At 71.9% G+C, this 12,134-nt stretch carries 15 protein-coding genes; 9 read left to right on the forward strand and 6 right to left on the reverse strand.

Going from position 1 to position 12,134, the window contains the following annotated elements; all coding sequences use genetic code 11:
- Positions 1–12: 12 nt before the first annotated feature.
- From ACFXKZ_RS15295 to ACFXKZ_RS15315, 5 genes are all read right to left on the reverse strand, one after another.
- A complete protein-coding gene (locus ACFXKZ_RS15295; RefSeq protein WP_380000463.1) occupies positions 13–693 on the reverse strand; it encodes an ABC transporter ATP-binding protein in 681 nt (226 codons plus the stop codon).
- Positions 690–1,214, reverse strand: a complete 525-nt coding sequence (locus tag ACFXKZ_RS15300; RefSeq protein WP_380000465.1) for a PadR family transcriptional regulator — start codon at positions 1,212–1,214, stop codon at positions 690–692. Before ACFXKZ_RS15300 ends, ACFXKZ_RS15295 begins: the two co-directional genes overlap by 4 nt.
- A gap of 97 nt (positions 1,215–1,311) precedes the next feature.
- Positions 1,312–2,103: a S1 family peptidase gene (locus ACFXKZ_RS15305; protein WP_380000467.1), complete on the reverse strand. Its 792-nt coding sequence runs from the start codon at positions 2,101–2,103 to the stop codon at positions 1,312–1,314.
- 134 nt (positions 2,104–2,237) lie between these two features.
- A complete protein-coding gene (locus ACFXKZ_RS15310; RefSeq protein ID WP_380000469.1) occupies positions 2,238–2,555 on the reverse strand; it encodes a peptidylprolyl isomerase in 318 nt (105 codons plus the stop codon).
- A 125-nt stretch (positions 2,556–2,680) separates the two neighbouring features.
- Entirely contained in the window at positions 2,681–3,289 is a 609-nt protein-coding gene (locus tag ACFXKZ_RS15315; protein WP_380000471.1) for a PadR family transcriptional regulator, read from the reverse strand.
- Positions 3,290–3,426: 137 nt separating this feature from the next.
- On the opposite strand from ACFXKZ_RS15315, the gene ACFXKZ_RS15320 reads away from it, so the two are divergent.
- The 9 genes from ACFXKZ_RS15320 (at position 3,427) to ACFXKZ_RS15360 (ending at position 11,594) form a co-directional block, all read left to right on the forward strand.
- Positions 3,427–3,882 (forward strand): hypothetical protein, encoded by a 456-nt coding sequence (locus ACFXKZ_RS15320; protein ID WP_380000474.1) that lies wholly within the window; start codon positions 3,427–3,429, stop codon positions 3,880–3,882.
- Positions 3,883–3,952: 70 nt separating this feature from the next.
- Complete coding sequence (locus tag ACFXKZ_RS15325) at positions 3,953–5,164, forward strand: FAD-dependent oxidoreductase (RefSeq protein ID WP_380000476.1); 1,212 nt, start codon at positions 3,953–3,955, stop codon at positions 5,162–5,164.
- A 189-nt stretch (positions 5,165–5,353) separates the two neighbouring features.
- Positions 5,354–5,812, forward strand: a complete 459-nt coding sequence (locus ACFXKZ_RS15330; RefSeq protein WP_380000477.1) for a hypothetical protein — start codon at positions 5,354–5,356, stop codon at positions 5,810–5,812.
- Between the two features lie 5 nt (positions 5,813–5,817).
- Complete coding sequence (locus ACFXKZ_RS15335; protein WP_380000479.1) at positions 5,818–6,333, forward strand: thiol-disulfide oxidoreductase DCC family protein; 516 nt, start codon at positions 5,818–5,820, stop codon at positions 6,331–6,333.
- An 11-nt stretch (positions 6,334–6,344) separates the two neighbouring features.
- Complete coding sequence (locus ACFXKZ_RS15340; RefSeq protein ID WP_380000482.1) at positions 6,345–7,112, forward strand: TetR family transcriptional regulator; 768 nt, start codon at positions 6,345–6,347, stop codon at positions 7,110–7,112.
- An 8-nt stretch (positions 7,113–7,120) separates the two neighbouring features.
- The gene (locus ACFXKZ_RS15345; RefSeq protein ID WP_380000484.1) at positions 7,121–8,617 is read left to right on the forward strand and encodes a PQQ-binding-like beta-propeller repeat protein; all 1,497 of its coding nucleotides are present in this window, start codon (positions 7,121–7,123) and stop codon (positions 8,615–8,617) included.
- 67 nt (positions 8,618–8,684) lie between these two features.
- Positions 8,685–10,079: a GMC family oxidoreductase gene (locus tag ACFXKZ_RS15350; protein WP_380000486.1), complete on the forward strand. Its 1,395-nt coding sequence runs from the start codon at positions 8,685–8,687 to the stop codon at positions 10,077–10,079.
- Positions 10,080–10,104: 25 nt separating this feature from the next.
- Positions 10,105–10,722 carry an HD family hydrolase gene (locus ACFXKZ_RS15355; RefSeq protein WP_380000488.1) on the forward strand — a complete coding sequence of 206 codons (618 nt, stop codon included), beginning with the start codon at positions 10,105–10,107 and terminating at the stop codon, positions 10,720–10,722.
- 107 nt (positions 10,723–10,829) lie between these two features.
- Positions 10,830–11,594 carry a nucleotidyltransferase domain-containing protein gene (locus ACFXKZ_RS15360; RefSeq protein WP_380000490.1) on the forward strand — a complete coding sequence of 255 codons (765 nt, stop codon included), beginning with the start codon at positions 10,830–10,832 and terminating at the stop codon, positions 11,592–11,594.
- A 28-nt stretch (positions 11,595–11,622) separates the two neighbouring features.
- Here ACFXKZ_RS15360 and ACFXKZ_RS15365 read toward each other — a convergent pair whose 3' ends face one another.
- Entirely contained in the window at positions 11,623–12,129 is a 507-nt protein-coding gene (locus tag ACFXKZ_RS15365) for a MarR family winged helix-turn-helix transcriptional regulator (RefSeq protein WP_380000492.1), read from the reverse strand.
- Positions 12,130–12,134 lie beyond the last annotated feature (5 nt).

Consider the following 12,134-nt stretch of genomic DNA (forward strand, 5'->3'; position numbering starts at 1 on the left):
CACGGAACACGTTCACGCGGCGCGCGCCATGTCTCGGGACCGGCCGTCGCGCACGACGATCTCCCGGTCGGAGTAGGCGGCGATCCGCGACTCGTGGGTGACCAGGACGATCGCGGCGTCGGTGGATCTGGCCGCCCCGATCAGCAGGTGCATCACCCGTTCGCCGTTGAGCGAGTCCAGCGCGCCGGTCGGCTCGTCCGCGAAGACCACCCGGGGACGGATCACCAGCGCACGGGCCACCGCGATGCGCTGGCCCTGGCCGCCGGAGATCTCACCGGGCCGCTTGCGCGCGAGGTCGGCCACCTCCAGGCGCTCCATCCACTCCCGCGCCCGGGCCTCGGCCTCCTTGCGCTTGACCGCATTCAGCCGCAGCGGCAGCGCGACGTTCTCCAGGCAGGTCAGTTCGGGTACGAGTTGGCCGAACTGGAAGACGAAGCCCAAGTCGCTGCGCCGCAGCGCGCTGCGCCCGCCGTCCGACATGGCGGTCAGGTCGCGGCCGTCGTAGCGGATGGTGCCGGAGTCGGGGCGCACGATGCCGGCCAGGCAGTGCAGCAGGGTCGACTTGCCCGATCCGGACGGGCCCATGATGGCCACCACCTCGCCCGAGCGGATGGTGAACTCCGCGCCGGCGAGGGCGGGCGTCGATCCGTAGGTCTTGTGCAGGTCGTGGCCGCTGAGCAGGGAGTCGGTCACTTGCGGATCTCCAGGGTGAGTTCGCCGAGCCGGGCGGCGGTGAGTTCGAGCCAGCGCAGGTCCGCCTCGAGGTGGAACAGCGCGTGGTCGCAGATCAGTCGGTCACTGAGATCGCCGTCGATCTTGCGCCGGGTCAGCTCGCGCATCATGGTCAGGTGTTCGGCACGCTGGGTGTCGAGGATGTCCGCGGCGTCGCGGCCGGTCAGCAGTGCGAGGACGACCTTCGTGTAGAGCGTCGACTGGAGATAGGGCTCCGGCGTCTCCGGCCGGCCGAGCCACTGTTCGACGTCGGTGACACCGGCGTCGGTGATCGCGTAGCGCTTGCGCTCGGGACCACCGCCGGATTCGAGCCCGTCTATCTCGACGAGGCCGTTCTTCAACAGCCGCGACATGGTCGAGTAGACCTGGCCGTAGGCGAGGGTACGGTCGCGTCCGAAGCGCTCGTCGAAGCTGCGCTTGAGGTCGTAGCCGTGGCAGGGTCCGGACTCCAGGAGCCCGAGCAGGGTGTGACCGATGGACATGCCGAGCACTATACGCACCAGGTATACCTCGTGTGTATAGCGGGGTGCCGTGGGCCCGTCACCGCATGCGGTGACGGGCCCACGGGCGGAGAAAGCGCTAGAGCCCCAGGTCCTTGGTGACCGCGCTCGCGCGGGTGAAGACCGAGCGCGGCTGGGCGCCGTCGCAGTACTTGTTGCCCGACGACACGATGCCGATCAGCTTGCCGCCGGCCACCAGCGGCCCGCCCGAGTCGCCCCGGCAGATACTGGTTCCCGGGTTGGCGGCCGGCGGCAGGCCGCACACCTTGGTGGCGGTGGTGTCCCCGGGGAAGGTGTACGGGTCGCAGGACGCCACCGGCGACAACACCAGCGTGGTCCGCTGCTGCCGCGTGGTGGGCACGCCGCCGTCACGCTTGCCCCAGCCGTAGACGGTCGCGGACTTGCCGAGGGTGTAGAGCGCGCCGTCCTTGGCGCCGGCGATCGGCAGCGTCGGATCCTTGAGCGACCGGTCGAGCGTCAGTACGGCTGCGTCGTACGTGAGCGTGCCCTGGGTGTACTTCGAGTGCACGCGCGCGCCGGTCACCTTCCGGGTCCGACCGCCGGGCGCGGTCAACTCCACCTTGCCGGCGACCACGGTGATGCCGGTCGGGTCGTCCACCGCCGTGGCGCAGTGCGCCGCGGTGAGCACCTTGGTCGGGGCCACCAGCGTTCCGCCGCACAGCAGTTCGCCGTCGGCGGTGTACAGCGCGACGGCGTACGGCGCGGCTCCGACCGGCGCGTCGGTACCGTTGCGCACCGCCGAGGCGGACGGCGCGCAGAGTCCGACGGCGGCCAGGGCGACGACCGCCGCGCCGAACACCTTCGCCGTGCCGGGCCGGCGGGTGTCCGACGTGTGCCGAGTACGAGTCATCCCGGGTACCCCTTTCGATCGCACGCCGGCGCAACGGGGGTTCCCGCCGCACGACGACGCTCCTGCCCCATGGACGCACACCGTCGCCGCCCGGATGCATCCGCGCGGGATCCGTCACCCGAACGGGCGCCGACTCAGTCCTCGTCGACGTAGCGGGCCGGTCGGGTGTTCACCAGCTTGATGATGTGAAAGCCGTACTGGGCCGGAACCAGGTCGCTCACCTGCCCGGGGCGCAGCGCCACCAGGGCCTCGGCGAACGCGTCGGCGTAGTCGTCCTCCTGCCCCCAGCCCAGGTCGCCGCCCTTGGCCGCGGACAGCGGATCCTTCGAGCGTTTGCGCGCGATTTCACCGAACCGGCCGGGGTGTTGGGCCAGTTCGTCGAGGATCGCGCGCCCCTCGCTCTCCGTCTCCACCGCGATGTGCAGGACGTGGTATTCCAGTGCGTCGGACAAGGTCGCTCCCGGGTCGTCGCCACCCGGCGCGCCCGGGCCGAGCGCGGTCACCGAGTTGTCGATCAGGTGGATGATACGGCCGCCGCACAAGCACCCCGGGGAGGCGCCGACGGTGCGTGCGGCGGCTACTCCGCCGTCGCGTCGACGAAGGCGGCCAACGACGCCTGGTCCCAGGCCAGCCGACCCGCCGCCAGATCGGCCGATACCGCGTCCACCCAGCGCAGTTCCGCGTCGGTCATCGCGCGCAGGTATTCGTCTTCCAACACCACCACACGCGGCAGGTTCATCCGCGTGGTCTGCGCCGCCTCCGCATCCAGATCGGCGAGCCGGGCGACCAGCGCCTCCCGACGCCGGGTCAACAACTCGCGTGCCGTTTCCGGGGTGACCAGCGCCAGGAAGGACAGCGCGGCCGGGAATTCGGGGAACTCGTTGCGCGGCGTACCCACCATCTCCGCCATCCAGGCGTGGCACGCGACGCGGCCCGCCTCGGTGATCTCGTAGACGGTCCGCTCCGGATACTGCTGATCGCGCTCGGTCTCGCGCACCGCGATCAACCCGGCCTCGCGCAGCCGATTGATCGTCTTGTACAGCGACGCGCGCTGGCCCACGTTGACGACCTTGTCCTTGCCCCACTGCTTGATCCGCTGCTGGATCGCATACGGGTGCATCGGGTCGCGGTAGAGCAGGCCCAGCAGCGCCAGCGCCAGCGGTGACCTGCGGAAAGTCGTCGTCATACGGCCAACCCTACTGGATTCCCGGCAACTAGCCTCGGCAGCACTAGTTGCCAGAACACTAGTCGCCATGCAACTATTGATTCATCGAAGCCCCACACCGATCCCGAAGCCCCGCACCGATCCGAAGGAGCCTCCCGATGAGCACCACCACCCCGGTCCGCATCCACGCCGACCACGCCACCACCAAGCACCTGGGCCACTGGACCACCGCGACCACCTTCGAGGTCCGCGAACGGCGGGCCGCCGCCGTGCTCGACCTGCGCTCGCCGCGGATCGAGGAGGGCGACATCGAGATCCGGGTCGACCTGGACCACGCGATGCTCAAGCTCTTGGTCCCCGACGACGCGGTGATCGAGCAGAGCGGGTTGCGCTGGACCGGTCGCGGCCGGGTCAAGGACTCCGCCGCGCCGACTGCCGCCAAGGGCCGGGTGATCCGCCTGGTCGGTGCGATCGACCACGGCGAGGTCCGGATCCACCGCAGCGGTGTCGCGGTGTTGTCCGCGATGTTCAGCCGCGAGTTCGTCGAGGACGTACGACGCGCCCGCCGCGACGGCACCACGCCCACCGTGGCCGACCCCGCGCACACACCCTGACCAGGCAATTCCCGATATCCGCTCGGGTCGGGCCCCGCCTGCCCCGTCCCCCTCACCTCGGAGTAAAGACATGAACCGCGTCAGGACCGCGATGATCATCGGCGGCGGCATCGCCGGACCGGTGACGGCATGCGCGCTGCGCAGGGCCGGCATCGAGGCCACCGTGTACGAGGCGTATGCCGACATCACGCCCGGCGACGCGGCGGGCGGCGCGCTCAGCATCGCGCCCAACGGGCTCGACGCACTGCGAGCGATCGGCGCCGAGGAGGCGGTGTGCGCGATCGGTGAGCCGACCTCCGACATGGTCTTCGAGAACGGTCGCGGCCGACGCCTCGGCGCCGCCACCGGTCTGCCCGGCCTGCCCCCGAGCCGCACCGTGCTGCGCGCCGACCTGCACGGGGTGTTGCGCGAGCACGCCCTCGGCCACGACATCCGCACCGAGCACGGCCGCCGGCTCGTCGGGGTGCGGGAGGAACCCGACGGTGTCACCGCCGAGTTCGCCGACGGGAGCACCGCGACCGCCGACATCCTGATCGGCGCGGACGGCATCCGCTCCACGGTCCGCACCCTGATCGACCCCGCCGCGCCCGCCGCAAAATACGTCGGCCTGCTCGGCTTCGGCGTCGGCGCCTCCCTCTCAGGCGACGACGACACCCGGCCCGCCCCCGGCACCATGCACTTCGCCTTCGGCAAGCGCGCCTTCTTCGGCTACTGGACCCGATCCGACGGCAGCGTGGCCCTGTTCAGCAATCTGCCGCACCCGCCGATGACCACCGCGGAGGCCCGCGCGGTCCCCGCCGAACGGTGGCTCGGCCTGCTGCGCGAGGCGCACGCGGGCGACGTTCCCGCCGAGGCGGTGCTGCGTGCGGCCTCCGCCGACGACCTCCTGGTCGCCGGTCCGCTCGAACTGATGCCCCCGCTGCCGCACTGGCACCGCGAACGACTGGTCCTGGTCGGCGACTCCGCGCACGCCCCCTCGGCCAGTTCCGGCCAGGGCGCCTCACTCGCGATGGAGAGCGGCGTCCAACTGGCCCGCTGCCTGCGCGACTTCCCCGACCCCACCGCCGCGTTCGCCGCGTACGAGGCGATGCGCCGACCCCGGGTCGAGAAGATCGCCGCCGCTGCCGCCAAGACCAACAACAGCAAGGCCGCCGGGCCGCTCACCAAGGCCGTCATGGCTCTGCTGATGCCGATCATGACCCGCACCGTACTGACCCCGGAACGGATGTTCGGCGAGGCGCAGCGCCACCACATCGACTGGTCCGCGCCGGTCGCCGCCTGACCGCCCCCTCCCGCCCCACCCACTCCCCAACACCCGTCGATCACCTCGCCTTTGCGGGGTGATCGACGGGTTTCGTGCGTTCCGACCCGTCTCGCACACCTACCCGGCCAACAACTTGAACGTGTTCAAAAACAGGTCTAGAGTCACCGACGTCGGCCAGTTTGAACACGTTCAAAAAGGAGCCGGTCCATGGACATGACCGTCCTGACCTATGCCATCTACCTGGGCATCAGCATCGCGCTCACCGTGTGGGTGGCACGCACACTGAGCCGCAACGGACAGATCTTCCTGCAGGACGTCCTGCGCGGCCGCGAAGAACTCGCGGCCGCCGTCAACCACCTCCTGGTGGTCGGCTTCTACCTCGTCAACCTCGGCTTCGTCGCGCTCTACCTCAAGGTCGGCGACACCGTCGACGACGCACGCGGCTCGGTCGAGGCGCTGTCCGTCAAGCTCGGCACCGTCTCGCTGGTCCTGGGTGGGCTGCACCTGCTCAACGTCTACGTGCTGAGTCGGATCCGGCGGCGCGGCCTGGACGAGGCGACCGATCCGGGCACGCACGCGCCCCAGCGGGCCCGGAAGTTGTCCGGTCGCGCCTACGGTCCGCCGATCGCACCCCAGGGCTCCACCCACCCGGCGCCCGGGGTCTGATCCCGATGACCATCTCCCAGGGGAACACCGCGCCGGGCCGATCGGAGGGGACGGCCCGGCGCGGTACCCCCGCCCCGCCTCCCCCGGTCCGCCGGATCACCATCCTCTTCGACGCCGACTGCCCGCTGTGCACCGCGCTGTCCGGCTGGATCGCCCGGCAGCCGACCCTGATCGCGGTCGATCTGGTGCCGGCCGGCTCGCCGCGCGCCCGCAACCGCTATCCCGACCTGGACCACGAGGCCACGCTGCGCGAACTCACCGTGGTGGGCGGCTCGGGCGAGGTGTGGTCCGGCGCCGCCGCGTGGGTCACCGTGTTGTGGGCGCTGCGCGCGTACCGCGGCCTGTCCTTCCGGCTCGGCACGCCGATCGGGATGCCGATGGCCCGGGCCGCCGTCCTGGGCGCGGCCCGGATCCGCTCGGCCACACATCGGGGCCCACTGCCGCCCGACCCGGACGCGAACCCCTACCGGGAACCCTGGACGGTCGTCGAGTGTGACGGTGACTGCGAGCTCGCCCACTAACCTTGCCTCTCGTGGAGCACGTGGCAGGCACCGACGCAGCGAACCCGACCGACGGCGGCGACAGGCCGGACCCGGTCGGGCGCCCCGGCAAGAGCGAGCAGACGCGGTCCCTGATCCTGGAGACCGCGCTGCGGCTCTTCCGCGAGCGCGGCTACGACAAGACGACCATGCGGGCCATCGCCCAGGAGTCCGGCGTCTCGGTCGGCAACGCCTACTACTACTTCGGCTCCAAAGAGCACCTGATCCACGGCTTCTACGACCGCCTCACCCACGAGCACATCACCCGCTGCCGGCAGGAGCTGCGCGGTGTCCGCGACTTCGGCGACCGGCTCCAGGTGGTGTTGTCGGTGTGGCTGGAGGTGGCCGAGCCGTATCACGCGTTCGCGGTCCAGTTCTTCCGCAACGCCGCCGACCCGGAGAGCCCGCTCAGCCCGTTCTCCGCGGAGTCGTACCCGATCCGCGAACAGGTCACCGAGCTGTTCGCCGACGTGCTGCGCGGCTCCTCGCTCCGCATCGACGACGAACTCGCCGAACTGCTCCCGGAGTTGTTGTGGCTGCACCTGATGGGCATCGTGCTCTTTTGGGTGTACGACCGCTCCCCCGAGCGCGCCAAGTCCCGCGCCTTCGTGGCCCGCACCACCCCGATGGTGGAACGCGTGATCACCCTGTCCCGCTACAAGGTCTTCCGACCGCTGGTCCGCGACGCCGAACGCCTGATCCGCGACTACATCGTCCCGGAGGGCGTCACGCCCCCCGACCCGCCGAAGCAGCACGGATAACCCACCGCATGCGTTCGGGGGGCGTGGCGCGGCGCGGCCGATTACCGGTCGTGGTCACGGTGTTGCTGGTGCTGCTGGGTGGCATCGGAGTCGACGTCGACGACGGCACACCACCCGGCGATCATGCCGACACGATCCGGCCGGCACCGCCCCCGGGCGCACCGCTGGAGCGACTGTGGTCGCCGCCCGCTCGCGCCGAGCCCGCGCCGGGCGCGGACACCGTGTACCCGGAGAGCGCGAGTCGGGTGTGGGAGCGAACCCTGGTGATGGGGGCGGTCGGCTCGGGGGTGACGGCGTACGACCTGCGCACCGGTGCCGCGCAGCGGCTGCCGGCGCCGGAGGTCGGCGCCACCGTGTGCACGATGAGTTCGGGGATCGCCGGCACGGTCGGTGTCGTGTTGTGGTCGTCCCCGGGGCCGAACGGGGCCTGCGACCTGCTCACCGCGTACGACGTGCGCACCCGCGCCGAGGTGTGGACCCGGCGCGTGCCCGCGCTGCCCCGATGGGCGGCCGTCGGCACTCCGATCGTGCTCGCCGACGGCGTCGTGGCGATGGGAGCGGCGGCGACCGCGGACACGGGGACGGGGGCGCGGCTGTCGACGGTCGCGGCGTACGACCTCGCCGACGGCTCCGCGCGCTGGTCCTTTCCCGTGCCGGCGCACGACGCGGGCGCCGGCTCCGGCCGGACCTGGGTCCAGGCGCTGACCTCGGGGCCGAGCGGCCTGCTGGTCGGGTCCTCCGCGTCGTCCGGGCGGGAGGAGTCGTCGTACGCCACCCGCCTCGACCCGCGCACCGGGGCCGTGCGCTGGAGCCGGCGGGTGATGGGCGGCGGGACCGGCGACGGCGGCCTCTTCACGATCGTGTCGGCGGATCCGCCCGTGCTGATCGCGCACATGCGGACATCAGAGGAGGGCGCGCCGCGCATCCTGGTCCTGGACGACCACGGCCGCATCACCCGCCGCATCCCCCCGGAGGGCCCGTGGGGGTCGTTGGCGCTGCCGTACCGGGCGGGCGACGACCGCGGTCCTCGATCCTCCGGGATGTGTGTGGCCGACGGCGTGCTCTACGCACCGGCCCGAGCCGGCACGTACACCGGGCGGGACCGGCACCTGCCGTTGCGGATGGTGGCCCTGGACCTGGACACCGGCAGGGCCCGATGGGTCAGCGACAGCCCCGGGTCGGACCGGATGTTCGACGTGATGCTCATCGCCGGCGTCGACGAAAACCACGTCTACACCGTCGTCGGCGACTCCGGCCGCGACGCCTCGGGAGCCGGACACCCCCGCCCGGGACCACACGGCTTCACCCTCGAACGGCGCGACCGACATCGGGCGGGCCGCGTGCACACCATCGCGTCCGCCCCCCGCGCCGACCCCGGGACCGTCCAGCCCTCCACCCTGGTCGAACGCCGCGGCGACGTCGTCGCGTTGATCCCCCGCGCCTACGACGCGGGCCTACCGGCGGTCTACGGTCCGCCGGCGATAGGTCCGCCGCCTCCCGGGTGATCTCTTGTCACTCCATCATGGCCATGATAGCTATGACGGGTCGTCGGTTCGCGCGGAAGTGGGCAACATGCGGGGTTTCGAGGTTGTCGTGGTCGGGGCCGGGTCGGCCGGGTGTGTGGTCGCCGCGCGGTTGTCGGAGCGCTACGACGTGCTCCTGCTGGAGGCCGGACCCGCAGCACTGCCCGAGGAGTTGCGGCGACTGTCCCGCCCGATCCGGGCGCCCTACGACTGGGGCGACACGGTCGTCTCCGGCGATCGGGACCTGCGGTACGCGCGCGGCCGGGTGGTCGGCGGCTCGTCCGCCACCAACGGCGCGGTGGCCATGCGCCCCGAACCCGAGGACTTCGACACCTGGCCCGAGGGCTGGTCCTGGGCCGACATGTTGCCGTGTCTGAACCGGATCGAGCACGATCTCGACTTCGGCGACCGGCCCTACCACGGCACCGACGGGCCGATCCCGATCATCCGGCACCCGCGCACCGACTGGGCCCCGCTCCAGGCCGCGTTCGCCGCCGGTTGCGCGGCCGTCGGCATGCCGGACTGCGCCGACCACAACGCGCCCACCGGCACCGGCGTCGGCCCGATACCGATGAACCGCCGGGACCGCACCCGGGTCTCCAACGCCGCCGCCTACCTGGTCGGCACGGCCGACCGGGTCACCGTACGCGCCGACACGCACGTGGCACGCGTGCTGGTCGAACACGACCGTGCGGTCGGCGTCGAACTCGCCGACGGCGCCATCGTGCCCGCCGGTCGGGTGGTCCTCGCGGCCGGCGTGGTGCAGTCCCCGCTCCTGCTCGCCCGCTCCGGGCTCGCCGCCGCGAATCCGCACGTGGGCCGGCATCTGACCGACCACCCGGTGGTCTCCTTCGCCGCCCGGGTCGACCCCGACGCGGTCCCGGCCGACGCGCCCACCCTCCAGGTGATCGCCAAGGCGACCGCCCGCCGGCGCCACGACCTCCAGCTGACCCCCGTCGCCCGGCGCAATCCGGACGGCACGTGCGAGCTGGACATCAGCGTGAGCCTGCAACTCCCCGCCGGCGCCGGTGCGGTGACCCCCACCGCCACGGATCCCGCCGCGCCCGCCCGAATCGACTGGCCGTTCCCGGCCCACCCCGACAACCTGGCCCGGCTGCGCGAGGGCCGCCGCCTCGCCGCTCGCATCGCACGCGAGAGCGGAATCCTCCTCGACAACACCGAGGCCGACCGCGCGGCCGCGCTCGGCGATGCCGAGTCCGACGAACTGATCCGGCGCAACCACTACGCCTTCTACCACGGCGTCGGTACCTGCCGGATGGCCGAGGACCCGGCCGCCGGCGTGGTCGACCCGACCGGGGCGGTATTCGGGTTGCGCGGATTGCATATCGTGGACGCGTCCGTGATCCCGACCGTGCCGCGTACCAATACCCACCTGCTGGTGACCGCGCTCGCGGAACGGTGGTGCGATCTGGATACCGCGTGATCGTTCGGCCTAGCCAGGAGTCGTCTTGTCCAGTGTTCCCCTGTTCCCGCCCACCGACCCGCACCTGGCCGCGCAGGTCGGCTTCATCCTGGAGATCGACCGGCTCAAGGGCGTGGTGCGGCGCAACCTGATCGCGGACGCCTCCCGGCGCGAGAACACCGCCGAGCACTCGTGGCACCTGGCCATGCTGGCCGGCACGCTGGCCGAGCACGCCGCGACCGATGTCGACGTGGCCCGGGTGACCCGGATGTTGTTGATCCACGACCTGGCCGAGATCGACGCGGGCGACACCTTCTACTACGACAGCGTCGCCGAGGTCGACCAGGTCGAGCGCGAACAGCGCGGCGCGGACCGCATATTCGGCCTGCTTCCGGCTCCGCAGGGCAACGAACTCCGGGCGTTGTGGGAGGAGTTCGAGGCCCGCGAGACGCCCGACGCGCGCTTCGCGAAGGCGATCGACCGGTTCCAGCCGTGCCTGCTCAACTTCCACACCGAAGGCGGCACCTGGCGCGAGTACGACCTCACCCGCACCGAGGTGCTGGCCAAGCAGGGCAGCACGATCGAGGACGGCTCCCCGTCGTTGTGGGCGTACACCCTGGAACTGATCGACGAGGCGGTGCGACGCGGCTACCTCAAGCCCTGACCGACGAACCCCGACCGACGAGCCCCGACCGATGAACCCCAACCGACGAGCCTCGACCCACGCGCCCCGGCCAACCGTTCCGCCGGCGCCGGGATACGCTGCCGAACATGACCAGTGACGCATCCTTCACCACACACGTCACCCAACGTCTCGCCGCCCTGCCCGGAGTGGCCGCCGTGGTGCTCGGCGGGTCTCGTGCCCAGGGCACCCACCGACCCGACAGCGACTGGGACTTCGCGGTCTACTACCGCGACGGCTTCACCCCCGACGCAATCCGGGGACTGGGCTGGCCGGGCGAGGTGTCGGAGTTCGGCGCCTGGGGCGGCGGGGTCTTCAACGGCGGCGCCTGGCTCACCGTGGAGGATCGGGCCATCGACCTCCACTACCGCGAACTCGCGGACGTGGAGCGGAGGTTGGCCGAGGCGCGGGCGGGACGCTTCGAGGTCGAGCGGTTGATGTTCCACCTCGCCGGCGTGCCCACCTACCTCGTGGTCGCCGAACTCGCGGTCAACCGGGTGCTGTTCGGCGACCTGCCGCGACCGTCCTACCCGTCGGCGCTGCGCCGCGCCGCACACGCCCGGTGGAGCGACGACGCGCGCCTGACCCTGACCTACGCGGACCAGGCGCACGCCGCGCACGGGCATGTCACCGACGTCGCGGGGGCGATCGGCCGGGCGGCCTGCGAGGCGGCACACGCGGTGGCGGCCGGCCGCGGCGAGTGGGTGACCAACGAGAAGACCCTGCTCGACCGTACGGGCCTGCGCGACGTCGACGAGATCGCCGGCCGACTCACCGTGTCCACCCTGTCCACCGCGATCGCCGACACGCGCGAACTGCTCGACAAGGCCCTGACGGCAAGCCGCCCGGACTGACGTGTCACCGCAGCCATGTAGTACGTGGTCACTTATCACCCTCGGGTGGTACTTCCACGCCACTCGCCCCGTCGCCGGCCATCCGCCGCATCAGGTCGGCGGCGAGGCGCAACACCTGCCGCTCGGTTTCGGTGAGCGATCCCATCGCCCCGGCCAGCCACGCGTCCCGCTCCGCCGCGTCGCGCACCAGCGCCGCGCGGCCGGCCGGGGTCAGCGTGAGCACCGACTGCCGCCCGTCCCGGGCGTCCCTGGCCCGGGTGAGCAGACCGTCCCGGGCCAGCTCCGCGAAGACCCGGGTGAGCGACTGAGGTTGCTGATGCTCGGCGGCGGCCAGTTCGCCCGGCGTACACGGCCCGTGCCGCAGCAGCCGGCCCAGCACCACCACCTTGTTACTGCTCAACGCGTCGGCCGACCGACTCGCCCGCATGCGCCCGGCGACCGCGGTGATCCCGCGCCGAATCTCGGCCACATCGCCCGGCTCGACCGGCGCGTCGGCCCGTCCGCCGCCCTGCCCGGTGGCCGTCGACGACTCCATGCTCG

Source organism: Embleya sp. NPDC059237 (assembly GCF_042754105.1).
Lineage (GTDB): Bacteria > Actinomycetota > Actinomycetes > Streptomycetales > Streptomycetaceae > Embleya.

Bases quoted from the DNA above. Each gene is read 5' to 3' on its own strand.
- ACFXKZ_RS15330 (WP_380000477.1), top strand. From the start codon at position 5,354: ATGGACATGACCGTCCTGACCTATGCCATCTACCTGGGCATCAGCATC.
- ACFXKZ_RS15325 (WP_380000476.1), top strand. From the start codon at position 3,953: ATGAACCGCGTCAGGACCGCGATGATCATCGGCGGCGGCATCGCCGGA.
- ACFXKZ_RS15365 (WP_380000492.1), bottom strand. From the start codon at position 12,129: ATGGAGTCGTCGACGGCCACCGGGCAGGGCGGCGGACGGGCCGACGCG.
- ACFXKZ_RS15360 (WP_380000490.1), top strand. From the start codon at position 10,830: ATGACCAGTGACGCATCCTTCACCACACACGTCACCCAACGTCTCGCC.
- ACFXKZ_RS15345 (WP_380000484.1), top strand. From the start codon at position 7,121: ATGCGTTCGGGGGGCGTGGCGCGGCGCGGCCGATTACCGGTCGTGGTC.
- ACFXKZ_RS15315 (WP_380000471.1), bottom strand. From the start codon at position 3,289: ATGACGACGACTTTCCGCAGGTCACCGCTGGCGCTGGCGCTGCTGGGC.
- ACFXKZ_RS15320 (WP_380000474.1), top strand. From the start codon at position 3,427: ATGAGCACCACCACCCCGGTCCGCATCCACGCCGACCACGCCACCACC.
- ACFXKZ_RS15350 (WP_380000486.1), top strand. From the start codon at position 8,685: ATGCGGGGTTTCGAGGTTGTCGTGGTCGGGGCCGGGTCGGCCGGGTGT.
- ACFXKZ_RS15300 (WP_380000465.1), bottom strand. From the start codon at position 1,214: ATGTCCATCGGTCACACCCTGCTCGGGCTCCTGGAGTCCGGACCCTGC.
- ACFXKZ_RS15305 (WP_380000467.1), bottom strand. From the start codon at position 2,103: ATGACTCGTACTCGGCACACGTCGGACACCCGCCGGCCCGGCACGGCG.
- ACFXKZ_RS15335 (WP_380000479.1), top strand. From the start codon at position 5,818: ATGACCATCTCCCAGGGGAACACCGCGCCGGGCCGATCGGAGGGGACG.